This is a genomic window from Lysinibacillus parviboronicapiens (assembly GCF_003049605.2).
Taxonomy (GTDB): Bacteria; Bacillota; Bacilli; order Bacillales_A; family Planococcaceae; genus Lysinibacillus; species Lysinibacillus parviboronicapiens.
Map to the genome: position 1 here is coordinate 3012328 of NZ_CP073713.1, position 20156 is coordinate 3032483.

19 protein-coding genes and 2 pseudogenes are annotated in these 20156 nt (G+C 37.8%); 4 read left to right on the forward strand and 17 right to left on the reverse strand.

Going from position 1 to position 20156, the window contains the following annotated elements:
* Window positions 1-54 precede the first annotated feature (54 nt).
* Window positions 55-1392, forward strand: a complete 1338-nt coding sequence (locus C9J31_RS14510; RefSeq protein WP_107951122.1) for an amino acid permease — start codon at window positions 55-57, stop codon at window positions 1390-1392.
* A gap of 138 nt (window positions 1393-1530) precedes the next feature.
* On the opposite strand, the gene C9J31_RS14515 is transcribed toward C9J31_RS14510, so the two are convergent.
* The 4 genes from C9J31_RS14515 to C9J31_RS14530 form a co-directional block, all read right to left on the reverse strand.
* Window positions 1531-2484, reverse strand: coding sequence for a glutaminase (locus C9J31_RS14515; RefSeq protein ID WP_107924626.1), 954 nt, complete (start codon window positions 2482-2484; stop codon window positions 1531-1533).
* Between the two features lie 57 nt (window positions 2485-2541).
* A complete protein-coding gene (locus C9J31_RS14520) occupies window positions 2542-2742 on the reverse strand; it encodes a hypothetical protein (protein WP_193767232.1) in 201 nt (66 codons plus the stop codon).
* A 75-nt stretch (window positions 2743-2817) separates the two neighbouring features.
* Window positions 2818-3120, reverse strand: coding sequence for a zinc-binding metallopeptidase family protein (locus C9J31_RS14525; RefSeq protein ID WP_193767155.1), 303 nt, complete (start codon window positions 3118-3120; stop codon window positions 2818-2820).
* Between the two features lie 76 nt (window positions 3121-3196).
* The gene (locus C9J31_RS14530; RefSeq protein ID WP_107951123.1) at window positions 3197-6067 is read right to left on the reverse strand and encodes a hypothetical protein; all 2871 of its coding nucleotides are present in this window, start codon (window positions 6065-6067) and stop codon (window positions 3197-3199) included.
* Window positions 6068-6358: 291 nt separating this feature from the next.
* Here C9J31_RS14530 and C9J31_RS14535 point away from each other — a divergent pair.
* Window positions 6359-6745: pseudogene (locus C9J31_RS14535) on the forward strand (ATP-binding protein); the annotation flags it as partial.
* Window positions 6746-7318: 573 nt separating this feature from the next.
* On the opposite strand, the gene C9J31_RS14540 reads toward C9J31_RS14535, so the two are convergent.
* The 3 genes and pseudogenes from C9J31_RS14540 to C9J31_RS14550 form a co-directional block, all read right to left on the reverse strand.
* Entirely contained in the window at window positions 7319-9541 is a 2223-nt protein-coding gene (locus C9J31_RS14540; protein ID WP_238602195.1) for a sensor histidine kinase, read from the reverse strand.
* 104 nt (window positions 9542-9645) lie between these two features.
* Complete coding sequence (gene comX / locus C9J31_RS14545) at window positions 9646-9804, reverse strand: competence pheromone ComX (protein WP_107951124.1); 159 nt, start codon at window positions 9802-9804, stop codon at window positions 9646-9648.
* Between the two features lie 1097 nt (window positions 9805-10901).
* Window positions 10902-11261 (reverse strand): annotated as a pseudogene (locus C9J31_RS14550) (endonuclease V); the annotation flags it as partial.
* 176 nt (window positions 11262-11437) lie between these two features.
* Between C9J31_RS14550 and C9J31_RS14555 the strand changes: the two are divergent.
* The gene (locus C9J31_RS14555) at window positions 11438-11602 is read left to right on the forward strand and encodes a pre-toxin TG domain-containing protein (protein ID WP_193767157.1); all 165 of its coding nucleotides are present in this window, start codon (window positions 11438-11440) and stop codon (window positions 11600-11602) included.
* 20 nt (window positions 11603-11622) lie between these two features.
* Window positions 11623-11769 carry a hypothetical protein gene (locus C9J31_RS14560; protein ID WP_193767158.1) on the forward strand — a complete coding sequence of 49 codons (147 nt, stop codon included), beginning with the start codon at window positions 11623-11625 and terminating at the stop codon, window positions 11767-11769.
* A gap of 134 nt (window positions 11770-11903) precedes the next feature.
* On the opposite strand, the gene C9J31_RS14565 is transcribed toward C9J31_RS14560, so the two are convergent.
* The 10 genes from C9J31_RS14565 to C9J31_RS14610 all read right to left on the reverse strand — a co-directional run bounded on the left by C9J31_RS14565 (window position 11904) and on the right by C9J31_RS14610 (window position 20043).
* Entirely contained in the window at window positions 11904-12197 is a 294-nt protein-coding gene (locus tag C9J31_RS14565) for a hypothetical protein (RefSeq protein WP_107951126.1), read from the reverse strand.
* Window positions 12198-12887: 690 nt separating this feature from the next.
* Window positions 12888-13403 (reverse strand): hypothetical protein, encoded by a 516-nt coding sequence (locus C9J31_RS14570; protein WP_238602202.1) that lies wholly within the window; start codon window positions 13401-13403, stop codon window positions 12888-12890.
* 8 nt (window positions 13404-13411) lie between these two features.
* On the reverse strand, window positions 13412-14974 hold the full coding sequence (locus C9J31_RS14575) for a pre-toxin TG domain-containing protein (protein ID WP_107951128.1): 1563 nt from the start codon (window positions 14972-14974) through the stop codon (window positions 13412-13414).
* Window positions 14975-15040: 66 nt separating this feature from the next.
* A complete protein-coding gene (locus C9J31_RS14580; RefSeq protein WP_107951129.1) occupies window positions 15041-15280 on the reverse strand; it encodes a hypothetical protein in 240 nt (79 codons plus the stop codon).
* Between the two features lie 547 nt (window positions 15281-15827).
* Window positions 15828-16043, reverse strand: a complete 216-nt coding sequence (locus tag C9J31_RS14585; RefSeq protein ID WP_107951130.1) for a hypothetical protein — start codon at window positions 16041-16043, stop codon at window positions 15828-15830.
* Entirely contained in the window at window positions 16040-16258 is a 219-nt protein-coding gene (locus C9J31_RS14590) for a hypothetical protein (protein ID WP_107951131.1), read from the reverse strand. Before C9J31_RS14590 ends, C9J31_RS14585 begins: the two co-directional genes overlap by 4 nt.
* 35 nt (window positions 16259-16293) lie before the next feature.
* Window positions 16294-16746: a hypothetical protein gene (locus C9J31_RS14595; RefSeq protein ID WP_107951132.1), complete on the reverse strand. Its 453-nt coding sequence runs from the start codon at window positions 16744-16746 to the stop codon at window positions 16294-16296.
* 13 nt (window positions 16747-16759) lie between these two features.
* Window positions 16760-18064, reverse strand: a complete 1305-nt coding sequence (locus C9J31_RS14600; protein ID WP_107951133.1) for a pre-toxin TG domain-containing protein — start codon at window positions 18062-18064, stop codon at window positions 16760-16762.
* Complete coding sequence (locus C9J31_RS14605) at window positions 18064-19602, reverse strand: contractile injection system protein, VgrG/Pvc8 family (protein WP_107951134.1); 1539 nt, start codon at window positions 19600-19602, stop codon at window positions 18064-18066. The genes C9J31_RS14600 and C9J31_RS14605 overlap by 1 nt, the downstream gene beginning before the upstream one ends.
* Window positions 19603-19635: 33 nt before the next feature.
* A complete protein-coding gene (locus tag C9J31_RS14610) occupies window positions 19636-20043 on the reverse strand; it encodes a DUF4280 domain-containing protein (RefSeq protein WP_010859790.1) in 408 nt (135 codons plus the stop codon).
* Between the last annotated feature and the right edge of the window lie 113 nt (window positions 20044-20156).

Sequence of the window (20156 nt, forward strand, 5' to 3'; positions counted from 1 at the left end):
TAGTCTCTTTTTTATTTTCCAGTCTTCGCTTTACGCATCTTTGGAGGGGTTAACGTGGAACAACAACACTTAAAACGCGAATTAAAAAATCGTCATGTGCAATTAATTGCCATCGGCGGCACAATAGGCACAGGCTTATTTTTAGGATCAGGAAAAGCCATCGCCTTAGCAGGACCATCAATTATTTTCGCCTATCTAATTGTCGGAATTGCCCTATTCTTTGTTATGCGTGCGCTTGGTGAACTTTTATTATCGAATGCAGGTTATACATCATTTACTGATTTCGCCACAGAATATATCGGGCCATGGGCAGGCTATGTCACGGGTTGGACATACTGGTTTTGCTGGATTATGACGGCGATGGCGGATATTATTGCGGTCGGTGTCTATACACAATATTGGTTTGATATTCCACAATGGGTACCAGCAATTGGCTGTTTAGTACTGTTATTAATTTTAAACTTACTGACAGTAAAACTATTTGGTGAGCTAGAATTCTGGTTTGCACTTATTAAAGTCGTGACGATTGTCGCGCTTATTATTATAGGATTATTTATGCTATTTACTGGCTTCCAAACAAGCTCTGGTACAGTTTCTGTGGAAAATCTTTGGGCACATGGTGGATTTTTCCCTAACGGTATCTACGGTTTCCTAATGGCCTTCCAAATGGTAGTCTTTGCTTTTGTAGGTGTTGAACTAGTCGGTGTTTCTGCTGCCGAAACAGCAAATCCACAAAAAAACATCCCATCTGCCATCAATAAAATTCCATTACGGATTTTACTTTTTTACGTAGGTGCCCTATTTGTCCTTCTATGTATTAACCCTTGGAATGAAATGTCTGCGACAAGTAGCCCATTCGTGCAAGTATTTACGCTAGCTGGAATTCCTATTGCAGCAGGTATTATTAATTTTGTTGTGCTAACATCAGCTGCTTCTGCTGGTAATAGTGGCCTATTCTCCACTAGTCGCATGCTTTTTAATCTTGGTAGCAATAAGCAAGCATCACCAACATTTGCAAAATTAAATAAAAACAGTGTGCCAAGTAATGCACTTGTTGTGTCTGCATTTGTCGTATCGGTAGGCGCATTATTAAGTAAGCTAATGCCAGAGAATGCCTTTAGTGTCGTGACGACCATTAGTGCTATTTGTTTTATTTGGGTATGGAGTATCATTTTAATCTCTCATATCATCTATAAACGTAAAAAGAGAGCCCTTCATGAAGCATCGATTTTCAAAGCACCGTTGACACCATTTGTGAACTATTTGGTGCTTGCCTTCTTTGCTTTCTTATTAGTAATCATGTTCATCTCTGAAGCAACACGAACAGCACTGCTGTTAACACCCGTATGGTTTATCGTGTTATTTATACTCTACAAAGTAAAAAGAAAATAAAATCAGTAGACAAGCCACTGTGCTTGTCTACTGATTTTTAGTGCATATGCATGTCAAGGATTACCGCAAGAACAGCTGTGACATGAGCGCTTCCATTCACTCAGGCAAGTGGGCCAACTCACGAAACCTCTATAGTCACTAGAAAATATTCATGTTCCACTCTGTAGCGATATGCTTTAGTAAATGAACACCTGCAACACTGTTGCCGATTGTATCGATGGCAGGTCCATAAATGCCGATACCACAACCAGTCGGAAATGGTGATTCTAAGCCTGCATGGCTAGGCACAGCAGCTAAAATCGCTCCCGAAACACCACTCTTGGCAGGCAATCCAATAAACGCTGCAAATTTGCCAGACGCATTATACATACCACATGTCACCATTAATGCTTTCGTTAATTTAGCTACTTGCTTTGGAAATAGTTGTGTTTTTAAAAGAGGATGATAACCATCATTGGCAATTATCAAGCCGATCATAGCCATATCCGAAACGTCTATTTCAATGGCACATTGTTTTAAATAAACCTCTAATGCTTCCTCTACTGGGCAATCTAAATAACCAGATGCCATCAAATAGTACGCTAGCGCCCTGTTCCGATTAGCCGTGTGCCATTCCGATTGAAAAACCTCTTCATTAACACTTACTTTTTTCCCTATCATTTTTTCTAGAAAACGCAGTAAATTATCAATTTTTTCCTGTGGTGAATCTCCTGAAAGCATCGAAGAAACTGTAATAGCCCCTGCATTAATCATTGGATTAAAAGGCTTTCCAGGCTGATGACTTTCTAAACGTACGATAGAATTAAACGTGTCACCAGTAGGTTCTACGTCAACACGCTCTAATACATATGGCAATCCTTTATCCATACAAGCTAAAATAAACGTCACAATTTTAGATACACTTTGGAGTGTAAATCTTTCAGTCGTATCTCCTGCCCGCATTTCACTACCATCTGGTCCGATGACAGCTATCGCTAATTGATTGGGATTTTTTTCGGCCAGTGCTGGTATATAGCTAGCGCAATTGCCTTCTTTTGCATAAGGGCGAAACTGTTCCACCCATTGTGCTATTTTTGTATGGTTATCTAACATCTTTATGTTCTCCTTTCAAGAAAAGCAGAGCCTTCATAGAATAACCCTATGAAGGCTCTATTCAAAAATTAGCAATCCCTTGTTAAAACTTTGGAGGAGTAGCATCCTGAGGAATGAATGAAACATACTTCTCCCCTCAAGATGCTCTTGCCATTCTTTCTTCGCCTCTTCAATAAACGCAGGATTGTCCATCAATGTAATGGCGGTACAAGCCATTGCTTTTGCCGCCTGCAACATGCCTTTATGAGCAATTGGCATCACTCCTTGCGACACAACGCCATGTACCCAATGCTATACAAGTTGTGGGACATTGCACAGTTGGAACATTCCAACTTACATCTGTACATCGGTAGAGCCACCCATTATAAATTCTGGTAGTATATTGGGGATACTATCAGCAATCACTTTATCTTTTAGCTGTGTTGCATCTTTTTTACTTAACCCTGCTAATGCTGTCGCCTGAACCTCGGGAGAAAACGTCTTTATAAATAGCTTCAGCATGTTTTTTGCTTCAGTTGTGTACGTAGGCATCCCTATTTCAAGCATCTGCTTATACATAATATCATAAAGTGTTTTATTTGAAATAAGATTTGAGGCTACCCCTTCAAATTTAATCTTTACAGATGTTTCTGTCATTAATCAATGACAGCCAAAAAAATACTCCCCTTAGACGGGGAGTAAATTGTGTGAAAATTGCGTGAGTGCCAGGCACCTACAAATCATTTGGGTATAGATTATTGTATAGAATCTCTAATTTTTTTGAGAGCTTCCCATACGCAGTTTGCCAAGCTTTACGAGCCGTTTCCCCATTTTCAGCAGGGATTGCTTCATGCAATGCATGTACTTCCGCTACTTTTTTCAAATCACTCTCTGCCTGTGTGAGCTTTGAATAATTTTTCACAATACTTTTTTCTGAAGAACTAAGTTTATCATAATCTGCTCGAATGCTCGTAACCTTCGTTTGTAAATCAGCTACATAATCACCATTTTGAACAAGCAAATTAATAGCTTCTATTAAGCCTAGAGCCGTTTCATTTGCTTTTTGTTGGTTCTTATCAGCTTCAATAATCTTTTGACGCGTATCCTGACTCACCAAATTCATTTGCTTTGCCGTTAGTTTAGTGAAGGCTTTAATAACCGTAGATGGATTACTAGCAAATGACTTATCATACTGCTTCATGAAAGTCTCTACTTTTTTCACATCCGCTACAGCTGCTGTTAAAATCGAAGCATTGGTGATGAGTTTCTTATCACTAGCACTCAACTTATTATATTGAGCTGAAAGATTTTGAATTTCTTGGAGAGATACCGTATATAAATCGTCCGAAACTAAGGCACCGATTTTTCCGTTTAATGTTGATAGATTTGGTGCATTTTCATCTACTAAACGATTGTTAAGTAAATCCTCATACTGTGGTTTTGCTAGATGTTGCTGGTTTGCTGGTAATTTTGCATAGGCCTTTTCCACAGTTTCGATTTTCTTAGCTTGCTTCGCAACATCCATTTCTTCCCTAGCAGTTTGCACCTTTTTATGGAAGGATTTTACCCCTGAAACATCTTTACTAGCTGCCGTTAATAAATGGTAGTTCGTCACATACTTACGTGCTGAAGAGGAAAGACTTTTATACGTCGCTGTCGCTGCGTTTACAGCAGTTTCTAATTGTGTAAACGAGTACTTTGTGATATCAGCAAACTTTGCAATATCAACTTTTAGCGCCTCTGCTGCAGCTTTATCTGCTGGCTCTTTGCCATTGCCATCAACCGTTACATCCGGTGAGTTACGCAAAAATTCATCTGCATTATAAACAAGCGATTGTTGCAAGCTTGTCAGCTTATTATAAGCTTTTAAAGTACTACTATAAGTTGATTGTAATTTACTTGCAGCTACACCGCTTGTCAGTTTAAGATTGTTATACGCGACCATATCTTTAATGATTTTTTCTGCTGCTTTTAAATCTTTTTGGAGCGTTAAAATACTTTGATATCCGATAATTTTAGCAGCTGAATTTTTCGTTAAAGTTTTATAATCAGCAATTATTTTGTTGACAACTTTCACATGACCCTGCCATGTTTCCGCTGATGGATTTATAGGATAGCTTTCCTCTCCAAGATAGCGATTTATCTCAGCATTTAAATAATAAATTTGATTCTCTTCTGCATTTTCCGCCTCTAATAATTGCGTGACATAAGTAGCAGGCACTAATTGAAGCTGTTTATACGTTAGCTTTTCATAAGCAGTACGAATGGATTTTGCAGTTGTTACTTGCTTGCTTGGTGTATTATTTACTGATAATTTATCAAAAAGTTTAATAAATTGTTCAATCTTTTTAATGTCCTGCTTCGCTTCGTTTAAGATCGTTTGATTTTGTACTGTTACTTGGTAGTTTTTTGATAACTTCGCAATATCCGTTTCAATCGCCCCAACTGCTGCTTTAAGAGACTCCATACTTGTAGGTACATACTTCACAAGAGCATTCTCATAGGATAATAATGCAACAATTGCTTGATTCAATCTTCTAACTTCCGCAATTTCTGCTATATCTGCTGGCTCTTTCAAAATGTCCTTGATATTCGTATATAAAACATCACCTAAATCTAAGCTTCGTAGCAATAAGTCAAACTTATTGTAGGTATCTTCAATTTCCGCTATATATTTTGGCAAGTCTTTTTCACTTACTTCTTTTACTTTATTCACTTTTTCATTTAGTTTGCTAATTGCCTCTATGTCAGCAAGTGCTCGCTTCAGTACATCATAGTTGGTTACATTCGCCTTTGCCGCGGCAGATAGCTCTTGGTATTTCTTTTCTAATAAATCTACTTCTGCTTTAAACGATTCGAAGGTTGTTACATTATATTTACTATCGCTTATACGTATAGTTTTAATATCGTTAATCAATGTATCAGAAGGTTCTTTAGATACAGTCAACGGAGCCGATACATCCGACTCAACAACTGCAGGACCAACCTTCGCTTGCACCTTGACGATAAAATCCTTCATTCCTTTTTCTAAAGCATCCGCAGGAATTTTATATGTACCACCTGTTGCCCCGTTAATAATAGTGAAAGATTCACCAACTTTATAAAACCATTGATAGCTATATGTAATTTGACTGCTTTGTAACTTTGCCCCGCCTTTATCTGTTACTTTGGCTCCTGTGACCCTTATCGTTTCATTTGGTGCTACAAAGTTTGAAGTCGTATCGAATGTTGGCTGTGTAATCTCAAGTTCCAAAGTATTAATGGTACGTGATTCACTTTTGAACGTAGTGCCCGTCGTCGAAATCGCTTCTACAAAAATGGTTTTTCCTGCTGCTTCAGCTGGGATTGTGAAAGATGCCATTGTTGCACCAGAAATCGGTTTATTCGTAGTAGTGCTTGACCCACTTTCGCTCTCTACATAGTACCACTGATACTTATTGATAATTGTGTTTGCTGGTAATTTTTCAATGGACGCCTTTAACGTCTCATTGACTGTATTCGTACCTGTGACTAAAACCGTGGATACTTCCTCTGCCCCTGCTACAGTAGGAACAATAAAGGCTGCCGGAATGGCTGCTACTGTGAAAAGTAATTTTTTATTCAATATACTCAGTCCTCCTCTTTCCTTCTATAGAGTTATATCGGTAACATTTAAATAATTTCCTTTGTTTTATGGCATTTTTCTAATAAAGTGTATTTTCTACCAAGTTTTATTATCCAATAAATAATAATTTGATTTTTTCATCGTTTTCATATCAAATATTACGCAGCTATCATAAGATTTTTTTAATAATAAACTGTCAGTATTTTCCTCAATCAATTTAACAAAAAAATCTAGCCATCCAAATGATTGACTAGCCCTCAGACTGTTGACAAAATTCCCGGAGCGTTTCATATAAAGTTTCCAGGTCGATTTGATCGACTCATTTTCGTCGCCCCACCAGATGAAAAAGCAAGACAACTAATTTTTCAATTGAAGTTAAAAGGACGATATGCTGAAGATATAGATGTAACAACACTTGCTGCGCAAACTGAATTTTTCTCTGGTGCAGATATCGAAAATGTCATTGAATTAGCTACTGAAAATGTACTTGCTGAAATTTTAACAACTGGTGATGAACGACCAATTACAACAAATGATTTACTACATGTATTAAAAGATTTACAACCATCTACGTTAGAATGGCTGCGTACAGCAAAAAACTACGTTAAATACGCAAATCAAACGGGGCTCTACAATGACGTTGAAAAATATCTTCGTGTCCAAGGTCGGCGTATATAAAATAAGATTCAATGCAGTATGGAATATCAGCAGAAAAGAGGCATCTCAAACTTTGAGACGCCTCTTTTTTAACACTATAGTTTTTTACACAACTAAATAATGGGGCTATCTTGGGGTAAGCGCAGTTATATTGCTTCCGTCTGTCGAAGTTTTGTTTGAGTCAAGAGAGGAATCGCTTGGGTACAACGGTTTAACGCTCTGGCCGAGCCAAGTAACGCTCGGGTACACATGCTTTCCGCTCGGGTCTAACCAAAAATCGCTCAGGTATCTAGATTCCACACGAGAGACAACCAAATTACCTCCCCATTTGATAGTAATATGATTAAAACTCCCCTACTTTATTTACTGGCATAATAAAACCTGTATCCTCCAATTTTATATAGTGCTATATGTATCCATGCGTATACAAATTCAATAAAACGTTTCAATATTTTATAAGTATTCATTCGAAAAACTTCCACTAAAAAAACCTCCTACTCAATTTTTATACTGAACAAATCGCCTCAGTACGGAAATTAATTAGAAGGTATTGTGCATTGTAGTTTTTCTTTACTATCCTTTTTGCAATAACTTTTAGTACCCTTTTATAAAGTGAGACGACCATCTACTGTGGACAGTATGATCAAGTATGTCACTTCCTTCATTTACAGTGATTCGAATAGACATTCCTTCGTCTATAGCTGACTCGATATAAAACTGTCCATTAAAGGCTTGTACACGTTCTTGCATGCCCTTTATCCCCATAGAATCAGATTGTCTAAAAGCTTCCATATCACAACCTACTCCATCATCTGAGTAAATAATTTCAAAACCGTTGGCCATTTCTTGCAGATGAATTTCGACTGAGTTTGCATAGGAATGCTTTAATGCATTGTTTAGTAATTCCTGAAAAAGTCGATAAATCATAAGGTTTAAACGTTCATCTTCTAAATAAAGTCGATCCACCGTGTAAATTAACACAAAGTCAGCTCTCTTATGAATCTTCTGAATTAGTTTTTCGAGTGCAGCATTTAACCCTAAAGTATCCAATAGTGGGGGCTTTAAATTCTCACAATATAATCGTAAATCCTGCAACGAGGCTATCATGTGATCATGAATTTTGGCAAGCTTCGACTGAATTTCCATCGTATTCTTGTCATGAATAAGTGCATTGACTTCACGAGCAATATGAAGCTGCTCTTGTAAATTAGTATCATGAAGCTCTTGCGCCAACTGATATTTCTCTTCTTCAAATCTAAACCATAGCAACTTGTTTAGCCAAGGTAGTTGATTTTTATCAGCCTCTTTCACATGCTTTAACTGTTCTAACAATTCTTCAACCATTTTCGTATTTTCAATAAAATTATTTAAATATAAAAGTAGCAATTCTAGCCACAATAGTTCCTCATCTTTTAAATGGATTGAATTATAATGATCTATTACTAATATTCTTTTATAATCCAAATCTTGATGGATGAAGGCAAGATAATATTTGTCAAATCTCTTTATATCCCCGAGCTGTAACCGCTCAATTATGCCTTCATTAAAATGATGATGTAGATATGCTGGTGATTTATTGGCAGCAGTAAATTGGTGGTTTTTGTAATCATAGGTTATAGCATACACACAGTCAATCTCAAGATGTAAAGAGGCTTCCTGTACAAATTTTTGAAGTAAATCCTCAATTTTAATGACACGGCCTATTCGATCGACAGTCTTATACAATCGATGAATGTAATCTCCTTTTGTGGAAAATAAAACTTTCCGCATTCGATAATCGATTTTTTCCTTAGCATAAAAAAGAACTGTTAGAGAAAAAAAAGTAAAGAAGAATATTTCTGCCATTTTTGATATGGATAAGTCAGCAAACCAATATAGCCCTAATAATAACCAAAGCGTAAAGGCAAATGAAAAACTAACGTAATAGCGTAAACGCGTAATAAAGTATTCCATATCAAATATGCGTTCTGTTAACTGAGTAAAAATAAAGCTAAAAGGGATTAACATAAGAAATATAGAGCAGATATCTGCAGAAAGAAAATATCTATGAAATAAGATTTCGGGTAAAGCATATAGAAAAAGGAACGGCAGAAACGGGATAATAATACTAATTAATAGTAATTTTAATTGTTGTGTTTTGTACTTGAGATAACAAATCATTAAAGTACTTAGAATCATAATAAGTAATAGAAAAAATAACCATAAGACAGCATTAGAGAACACAAATTTTTTAAATGGAAAGATAATACTAAAAATACTTAGAAATACAGCTGCTAAAGGTATTGTATAAAATAACTTTATGTTATTAAAAAGCTGCCAATGTAAGTCTAAAAAGAGAAAATAATTTCTTAAAAAGTGTATTAAAATTACTAAACACAAAAGCATACTACCGCTATTCACAATAATTCCTATGCTATTTAATTTACTAGATGCGCCGATACTAACATACGCTAAGGATACAGTTAATATAAACAAAATGAGTAAACTTAATAGTGTGTTATTTCTCTGTTTGTAATACAAATAAAACGAGATAATTAAAGTTAGAAAAAAATAACTAGCCGGGACTATCAGCACTGAGTAAAATTGTTGCGGAATATCTTCATGATTTATTTGAATATCCATACGTTTTCCATCCGGCTTTAATATTGTTAACTCATTAGCTGCTCGAATGACTGAATCGTACTTGATACTAGGAATATCTTCAATTTGGATACCATCTACGTTTAAAACTCTATCTCCAGCTTCTATTTGTTGTTTAAATGCCCACTCTTTATAATAAGGCGCTGTGATGAGCCATTGCTCATTTTTTTCCTTCAATTCAATACTTAAAAAAGGCGCGCTATAAGAGATATAGAGCAAATAAAACCCTAATACTAGATATACACTTATAGCAGGCCAAAACCATTCACATTTCTTTAACTTTATTGCCAAATTCGATTATTCAGGCAAAGCTCTTCATCATAAGATTCTAAAATAGCCTTTTGTTCAAGTTCTGTTACGCCAACTAGAGAAGCCTTTTTTTCTTTTAACAGTGTAACCAATGTCGGATTTTGCTCTAAAAATTGAATCATGTTAATCATAAAATCTCCTCATTTCATTAGTTTTTTTCTAGCGCATAGTCACATTCACAAAATTATAACTAGTAGAATCTTAATAGCTATCGCACAGTGAATAGCCTACTTTTCAATTAACAAAAAGTAATTAATAACCATAAATGTAACTATAAATTAATTATACTATCAATTCACAATTTTTCAACATTATTTTCTATTAAATGCTAATTTTTTTTAGATTAGGTGTGTTTTTTGTTCACAACGTCATTTTTCGCTAATGCATTGGGCTTTGATTCTTAATTGTTGAATCCAGCATCCTTATTTGGATAACCTGCACTCGTTCATCAAAGATTTACGTAAAATAGGTGTCTTTTTTTAATAGATTCAACGAATAGAGATCGCTCCCCCTTTATCACTCGTGGTCTTTGATTCTTCCTTGCAAATACTAAACCAATTAATAAATAGTACTTTTTTTTATTGCTACGACACATTTCACATGTAGCCTAGCCTACTAGCAAAAGTTGATTCACATATGTATAGTACTAGCATTAATAAAAAATGCCCAAGTAACGATTCACATCTCACTTGGGCTGAATTATTATGGGATTAAAATCGTAGTAAAATACTCTTTTTTCAATCATGAATTCCACTATGAGCATAAAAATCTTTTTTTAGTTAGCCATCACCTTTGGTAGTAGGAATAAAAATTGCCTGTTCTTCATCATTTATGTTCATGCTCAAATAAAATTTAACACTCAGTACACTTTCAATTTACGTATTTAAACATTCAAAAAAGCACTTGCCGCCTTTCATAGACAATCAAGTGCTTTAAATTTTACAAGGGCATTAATATCTTAAGTTTTCATTAGTTTGGAAGTTCCATTTTTTATATTGACAGTTTAATCTTATTACCACTGCGGAAGTGTAACGTTTTAAACCATTTTACCCTCCAATCAAGGTCAGCTCGAAGACAAGAACCCATTTTTTATTGTGTATAACACTAAAAAAATCGCTAATTGTAAACTAGTCAAGGGTATCAGCACAACAAATTATACCCCTATACAATTCCCAAAACCATGAACTTATACAAACACACTATCTATCGCATTATTAAAGTAAAGTCAGTTCCCACAAGAATCAAAAATGGGTTTAACATTTATTCTTGTTCTCAAAGCCCGACCATAGATTTCATTATTTATTACAATATCGGTGTAAGAGCCTTTTAGATTCTCTGGCATAATAAAGTCTACATCCTGGATTTTAAGATAACTTTTTGCCACTCCAATCGTTGGTTTATTTAAAAAGAATGAGGCATGAGTAGCAATACCCATGTGACGATAATGTAAATAACCATTGCCATCAAACATATATACATCTGGCTGCTTCGTTAGTTTTTTAACTGCCTCTATTACTAAAGGTAATTCTCGAAATGCAAGGAAACCTGGAATGTAAGGGGTTTGTATTTCCCCATAACTGTACACTTTTTATATCTTCAAGCTTTGCTTCTTCCTTAAAAGCTTGATTTACTGCTTGAATTTCTGCACAGTTTTCTACTTCCCATCTCTCAAAACTATCTTTACCTTCTTTTTCCATCGCACTCTGTTTAGTTTTTTCCACCAACTTTTTTGCCTATAACTCCTTTAGGAGGGAGGCTGGAAAGGTGTCCACCTCAGCCGTCGAGGACTTTATTCCCGTCGTCGGCAATGCCAAGGCACTATATGAATCTGCGACAGGTAAGGACCCGATCACAGGTCGCAAACTAAGCAAGGCAGAACGAGCAATCTCCGCAGCAGCGGTACTTGGAGGACAGCCGTCAAAGGACTGAAGCGTGGTGGAAAAGCGGTCATGAAGATCGCGACAGGTGGGAATAAGTCGAATAAGGTGAATAAAGCTGCGACAACGAAGCCGAAAGTGCAAGAAAGTTCAGCGAGCCAAGGGAAGGTAGCTCAGGGCCTGTTAAGGGTACTGATAAAAATACAACTAGGGTATTAAAACAAGACGAAGCCATAGATGTAGCAAACAGATTTAAGAACGGGAAATCCTAGATTCAATCCGACAGCATCGGATTTACACGATGATACTTGGTGTTTTTGGCGCCTGTTTTCGCCATAAATTGCTTGGTATTTTTACCTGCAGAAACAGCTGCTTTTTTTGATGGTCTTTGCGGCTGCCTTCGTTTGCTTTACCACTGTCTTGGTTGCCTTTTTCACCGCTTGCACTGTTTTTTCACAGCTTTTTTCGTTGCCATGACGACTTTTCGCCGCTTTTTTGATTTTCTTTACGAGCCTCCACTTGGATAAATTGTTTTTCAGCTTCCTTGCCTTGGTGAATACTTTACCAATTTTCTTTTTCAGCTTCTTCTTCAGCTTTTCAAACTTCTTTTTCGCTTTCTTTTTGAACTTAGCGATTTTCTTGTTCACCGATTTTGGCGGCCTTTTTGACCTTGCCTACAGCAGGAATACTGCCTAAGAAGCTTGCTGCTGCCTTGAAAAATCCTCCACCCTTTTTGGCCATTACGCACCACCACCTTGTGGGATGGCGCCTAGCACATCCGAGCGGCTTCCATATCAGGCTCTTCTCCGTCATCCTCTGCACTGGCGATGGACACGGTGCTTTGATACTGCAATCTAGTGACACGACTTGTCCTTGAATATCCGTATTGCCATCTAATACAAGGCTACTGGAGCTACAAGTAAAACGCAAGGTTTTCTGTGCTTGGAAGCTGATGCTTTTGCCTGTCCAAGTTAAATCGCCGCCTGCTGTAATCGACAACGGGTGCTGACTATGTACCGTAATACCGCTCGCTTGGTCTGCCTTATTAAATACAGACCCTTCCTTCGCCGTGACGGTGATGGCTTGTGGATCAAGCTTAATGTCCTTGCCTTTTGTGTTGCCCTAATAGGTTGTTTCGATTACAATGTTATAAATTGTAAAATACCATGATGAAAGTTACTAGCTCGCATCATGGTATTAAAAAGTTAGAGACTATTAGTTTTCACTGTCTAACTACAAAAGAAACCTTTAAAGCTAATTGACTAAATAAGTAATAAGCTTCATCCTTAACTCTATCTCCTTTTATTAGGCAAATAGGGGATTAGCCCTATACATTATTATAGAATTTTAGAAAATTTAGTACCGTCAAATTCATATCCCCAGCCATCGTCTTCCAATATAGAAGATTTTAAAAAGGGTTCAATACTAGGTAATGGATAATTGTAGTTCAACATATGACAAATGAGTGTTTGTAATGAATCTAAACTTCTTTCTCCATACCCACTAATATTAGTATAAGCATGACTTACCCCAAGTTCATGAATGTCTCGTAGTAAAATATGAATGGATTCATCAATATTTTGATAAAGTCTATACAAGCATAAATACTCTTCTTCACTTATTCGCTCAAAATCTTCATCATATATTTTTGTTTCCATTAAATTTTCAGGAATTAATTCAGCCGTAGCTGAGTGGCAATCTTCTAAATTACTTGAATTTGTAAACTCCCATAGGTATCTTAGAACAATCTTCCAATCTTCTGAAACATATTTTAATGATATTAATGCATTTTCAAAACAACTAACCCCGTATGCCACTCTACCTCTAAATGAAATTTGTTTAAATCTATCCATATTCAACCCTAATCTCCTCCTTTATACCATCCCGTCAATACATCTGCTACATTTCCTTTAAAGGTAAACGTACAATTTTTACAAGCTTCTTTTGCTTTTCCAAACGCACTTGGAGTCGTTTCAATAGTGTATAAATACAAATCACTTGTATTTGCACCTCTATTTAAAGCTTGGTTCACTCCATCTACCTCTGCACAATTCCCTAAGGCATATTTATTCAACGAATTCTCTGGTAGTAACCCTCCTTTTCCTTTATCACCAAATAATATTGGGTTTTTGGAATCACCACTTAATTGCACACCTTTATTCATTCCATAATAATATTCACCAGTTCGTGAATCATAAATTACAGTTGATGTATTAAAACTATCCTTTTTCCGTTTAGAGGGTGCTAATTTTTTCTGCATATTTGACCATTCAGTAACAGCATTAAATAACTCTTCATCAGAAGGTAACTTAGGGTTTCCCGTACCCTTAGTCTCTCCACTCTTTGCAGACGGCATTGAATTACTCTTTGGAGTTGGACGTGGTGTTGATCCCGATTCGCCTACTGCCTTCGGAAAACTAATTACTTGCGCTTCATTTTTACTTGCTGCTTTTGGTATCTGTATCTTTTCAATGGAGTTAGGAGTTGTTTCCATACCTACAGCCTTTGGTAGACTATTTACCTGTGAATTGCTATTTGGTTGTTCTTTATATGCCACTTTTGTCTGAACCGTATTTTTTGGATCTGGTTTTTTCGGTGGTTCTTTGTATGCCACTTTCGGTAGAACCGTACCTTTTGGACCTGGGTTTTTAGACGCTACTTTCGTGCCAGTTGTTGGATTCGACTTTGGCGGCTTCGCTGTTGCTATCTTCATTCCGCCTGTTGGATTCGACTTTGGTAGGGGTGCTGTTTTTGTTTTCATTCCTGTTGCTTTCGGTGGTGCTGCTGGTGCTTTAGTTGGGACTCCTTTTTTTCCAGCCTTAGCAATACCGCTGACTGCTGATCCCCCAATTTTTGCTGCGTGCTTCGCACCTTTGACTGCCGGTCCACCTACGATGGCTGCTGCTGAGACCGCTCGTTCCCATGGCGCTAATTTCTTTCCAGTGAATGGGTCTTTCCCGACTACTACTTCGTAGGCTGCCTTGACATTACCAACAATCGGGATAAAATCAACGGCGGTTGATATCGCTTGTTTTACATCAATCGACTTAACTGCTGTTGCCACTTTCTTCGCTGTCTGCGTAACTGCCTTTGTAGCCGCCTTTGCTGTACTTTTCGCTTTACTTGCAACCTTTTTCGCTGCAAGTACTACTTTCTTGGCAGCCCGCTTAAACTTCTTCACCATTTTACTCTTAGATAGATTATTTTTAAGCTTCCTGGCTTTTGTAAATACTTTCCCAATCTTTTTCTTGAGCTTTTTCTTTAGTTTTTTCTTGGCCTTTTTTATAGCTTTTTTCAGTTTCTTTTTCGTATTTTTGATTTTCTTTTTTACAGATTTGGCGGCATTCTTGACTTTGCCGACAGCTGGGATACTACCAAGAAAACTGCCTATCGAGCCGAAGAAACCTTTCCCTTTCTTCGCCATTAAGCACCACCCCCTGCGAGGGGAATCATGCCCATGACGTCAAGAGCGGATTCAAGGTCATCTCCGTTACCCTCTTCGGATGCACCAGATAGCTGGAACAGGGGCCTTGATGTAGCCCTCCATTTCAACTATCTGTCCCTGCATATCGGTAATGCCATCAAGGACGAGGCTACTAGACCCGCACGTGAAGTGCAGGGATTCCTCTGTGCTCAAAAGATTATATTCTTCCTTTGATAATTCTAGCGAATAATCTGTGTATTTCTTTAATTGTTCATATATATCCATCTTTTCCTCCGCTATTGCCATAAAATTAATTATCCATTAATAGAGGTGCTCATAAAATGGCTAATACTACGGTTAGTCATTTGATAAAATAAGTGAATATGGTAGTCTAACGGTTAATTCTATTCTATCAATGATAGGAAAAGACATTAAACAATTGGATTATTCCATCGTCTAATGTCACTACTAGAGGCTACTACAGATCTCTGTTCAGCCTTTTGCAAATAACTTAAATTTCTTAAAATGATTGATTCGTTGCATATTTTAAACTACAGACCAATCTTAGCTAAATTCTCTATTTGATTAATACTTTTATTTTCAAGCTCAATAATCAATAATTTTAATAATATTTCTGTTACCTTAGAAAATGAGAATTTACTTGATCCAATTTTCCCATGTCCCCCCATAAAAAAACTCTAAATCTCCATATGGAAATAAGGAATGTTCTCTGACAACTTTATTTGTAATATAGACAATTGATTTCAAAAAAAGCCAAAAAGCTTAATCCTCCTTATTTTAAGTAGGAATAAGCTTTGAAATTTAATCTAATGCAAGTATCTTAAGATACTCACTAACTATTTGCTTTTATTTCTTGAATTATTTCAGTAATACCATTTGTAACTGCTAATGCGACTATTTCAGAATAGGAAGAACAATTTGGATGATGTTCTTTAAGTTTATCTAATACTTGTTTAAAATCTCCATCTATCATAATTCTTATTCCTTTTACATTTTCAGAACTTCCTTCAAAGGCCAACTCATCCTCAAAAATATAGAAATCATTCATTTCTTGTTCTTCCCTTCAAGTACCATTTTATTAATTCCATAAATTAATGCATTGGAAATAATCTCAATATTATTTGGATACTGTTTAGAAACAGATTGAATTGTATCAACAATCTGTTTAAACTCCCCATCAATCACTATCGTAACGGCTTTTACTACCTCATTACTATTTTCCTTTGAATATTCATCTTCAAATACATTAATATTTGTTTTCAATATAATCCTCCATTCTATACAACAAAAAAATCACACTAAAGAAATTTTCCAATGTCATTCGATAATATTCCATCCCATCCCTTAGGGATATATTCCTCATAGGAACCCGGTTCTAGGAAAAATGAATAAAAACATTTTTTATCAAAATCTATAAAGAAAGATATTTTCTTCAATATTTCTCTACTACTGAATTCCTTGTTCTCAAGTACTTTATAATAATCTATTAATTCTTGGGAATCCACTTTAAAGTCTTTAATAACTTTCATAAAATCTAAAATATTAGTCTCATCAAGCAGCTCAAAACCTCTTCGTTCATCTTCAGCAACTGTCTCATCAACTATCGGCTCATTCATTTTTTTTCTAAAAGCATTATCTAACTTTAACAAATTCAAAATCCAGAGTTCTTTTTCAGTAACATACCAATGAAAAGAGTTATTAACTTTCACCAAAACTATTACATAATCTGGAAAATTAGGTTCGCACTTCACTTTATTCCACTCCTTATTTTATGATTTTAGCATTTGTAACATATTCTTCAAGCCAATCATGCCAAATTGGTGGAAGCTCCATGGCAAAACCTGGTTTAGAAGGATCAACAATTTTCGGAGCAGTTTTTCCTTGATTAAGTGGATTAGTTTTATAATCTTTCTGTTTAATTGCGTACTCCTTAACTATATCATGGAACCAGACATCGACTTCCATTTCAATAATATAAGAATCATCACCTCTTTTTCTATGGAAGTATTCAGCATGCTCCATTGTTTCAGCGCTTACGCTTAGATTCGAATTTTTAGTCGCTATACTTATAGTTCCATCATCATTTACATTCATTCTTTTGAAACTAGCATTGTCACCGCTACCGCCTTGAACTCTATAATATTTCACCTTATCCGAAGGAGTATCCTTACTCGGCCCTTTTACCGCTGCTGGTTTTGTCACTTTCGGCGGTGCCTGTGTAGCACTTGGTTTCGAAGCAACCGGTGGTGTACTCTTGCTCTGTTTCTTTGTTTCTGTTGGCTTGGCAGGTGGTTTTGTCGCTTTCGTCGGTGCCGGTGTTGCTTTTGGTTTCGCAGCAACTGGTGGTGTACTCTTGCTCGGTTTCTTTGTTTCTGTTGGCTTAGCAGGTGGCTTTGTTGCTTTCGGTGGTGCTGCTGGTGCTTTAGTTGGGACTCCTTTTTTTCCAGCCTTAGCAATACCACTGACTGCTGATCCCCCAATTTTTGCTGCGTGCTTCGCACCTTTGACTGCCGGTCCACCTACGATGGCTGCTGCTGATACCGCTCGTTCCCATGGCGCTAATTTCTTTCCAGTGAATGGGTCTTTCCCGACTACTACTTCGTAGGCTGCCTTGACATTGCCTACAATCGGGATAAAATCAACGGCGGTTGATATCGCTTGTTTTACATCAATCGACTTAACTGCTGTTGCCACTTTCTTCGCTGTCTGCGTAACTGCCTTTGTAACCGCTTTTGCTGTACTTTTCGCTTTACTTGCAACCTTTTTCGTTGCAAGTACTACTTTCTTGGCAGCCCGCTTAAACTTCTTCACCATTTTACTCTTGGATAGATTATTTTTAAGCTTCCTGGCTTTTGTAAATACTTTCCCAATCTTTTTCTTGAGCTTTTTCTTTAGTTTTTTCTTCGCCTTTTTTATAGCTTTTTTTAGTTTCTTTTTCGTATTTTTGATTTTCTTTTTTACAGACTTGGCGGCGTTCTTGACTTTGCCGACAGCTGGGATACTCCCAAGAAAACTGCCTATTGTTCCGAAGAAGCCCTTGCCTTTCCCACCTTTGCCTTTCTTCGCCATTACGCACCACCCCCTGCGAGGGGAATCATGCCCATGACGTCGAGAGCGGATTCAAGGTCATCTCCGTTCCCCTCTTCGGATGCACTAGATGCCGGAACAGGCGCCTTGACGGAGCCCTCCATTTCAACAACTTGTCCCTGCATATCGGTAATGCCATCGAGCACGATACTGCAGGAGCCACAGGTTAAGCGCATGGATTCTGAGGCGCTTATGGAGATGGTTTTACCCCCAAAGGTAATATTGTCATTGGCCTTTAGTGTAAGCGGATGGTTACTATGCACCTCAATTCCGCTGTCCTGGTTTAACTGCAGGAAAACGGCGCCTTCCTTGGCGGTAAAGCTCACAGATTGTGGGTCGAGTTTCATGTCTTTGCCTTTTGGTGTGCCCCAATAAGCTGTTTTGGGATCGGCTATTTTAGGGTTGGCATCGCCGCCTTTGCGAACACTGTGACGAACGACTGCTGTTTCCTCTCGGTGATTCGGGAAGGCAAGGTGGACACTATCGCCGATTTCCGGTGGACTGTAAAAACCGCTATGACCCTCGGCTGTATACGACGTAGCCAGTGAAAACCACGTGGCTTCTTCCTTCTTTTGCGCCTCATCAATGGCTAGGTGCAGTCGCACTTGATCCTTCTTTACCTCTAATACGGTCCCTTCAATCGCTGTGCCTGGAAGGGAGGGAATGCTGAGTCTCCCTTGGCGAATTCCTGCCTCCGACAGTAAATGGTATTCATAAGTAAGAACTCCTCGTTGCATGTGGGCAATGGACTTTGCCACGACTAGCTCCTTATTTTGGATAAGGACACGGTCACCGAGTGCTAATGTTTTTTTCGATTCAATTATATACGATACCGTATCTCGCTCCTCCATCGGTCGTTCGGTGTCATTGTGTAGCGTATGTAAATAGATGGAGCGATCCTTAGCGATGGTATAGCTAGTAGCGGACAGCTTTTCTACTTGTCCTTCCGGCAGACCAAACCATAGCTTGGGCGTATCGGCATCTACTGCGGGTACCAGTACTGTCCGAAAATGAGAGGCCATACGCTGGAAGAACTGCCAATCTGTCTCCTTATATTGTAATATAAACTGCTTGATAGGAGTAGCCTTTGACGCCGTATCTATGACGTCCGCTCCGGGATGAGCAGCGAGCACTTGCTCAAGCATTTTACTATACGTCAGCTTATCGTGTTGGAAGGAACGCGCATTTCGTTTACAATCTAACGTGAATGTTGACGACACAGCTTCAAATTCAATTTGATAGACGCCTCTCACCATACGAACCGCCACTTCGGTTACTTGTCCCTTAAAAAGTGGGCGCACGCGCTGGCCATTGTACTTTTGGTAGAGCTCTATACGATCTGCACTACTAGCAAGCTGCAGACAACTATCTTTCTTTTCCTCGGGGATGATTCCCGTAATGGATAACCTTGCATGGTCATTAACGGTTTGTATCAGGCTGATATCATGCAACGTCTGGACTTCATAGGGGGATACGAGATCGAGTTCTCCGTACCCAATCACTTCCTCATACGTCTTCACATGAATTCCCTTCTTTCCTCAGGGGATGGCGGCTTATTCCTGACCGTCATCTTCTACTTTAATGGTCCCGCAATAGAGGCACATATTGATAGATTGATTGATTAGTGCGGGGGATTTCTCAATCAACTGATCTGCTTTGCCATTAATCCATGGCATCGTGATAACAGGTGTGCAGGGCATTGGTGTCAGGACACCGTTATTCGCTGCTGTAGCTGCTGCGACCGTTGGATTGGATAATGTTTGGCATAAACCAAAGGGTTGAATATTGACACCCGGTTTAAAATCCATCGTATTCATCTGTGCCTTGTTCTTCACGTAAACGCCGTGGCTTACGGGCATCTGTAAACTACTTGTTTGATCTCCCTGAGAGCATGATAATTTGGCGCCTGCTACTACATAACTGCGCTGCTCGTCGCCCTTTGTTTGCATTTCGTCTGCCATCGAGAACCTTCCTTTCTATATGAATCGTGCATTCGCGTCCGTTTGAAGTGTTTCTTTACTTGCTTAACAAACAGAACTCAAACGTGTGGAGTGAATGCCTAGACTTTGATTAG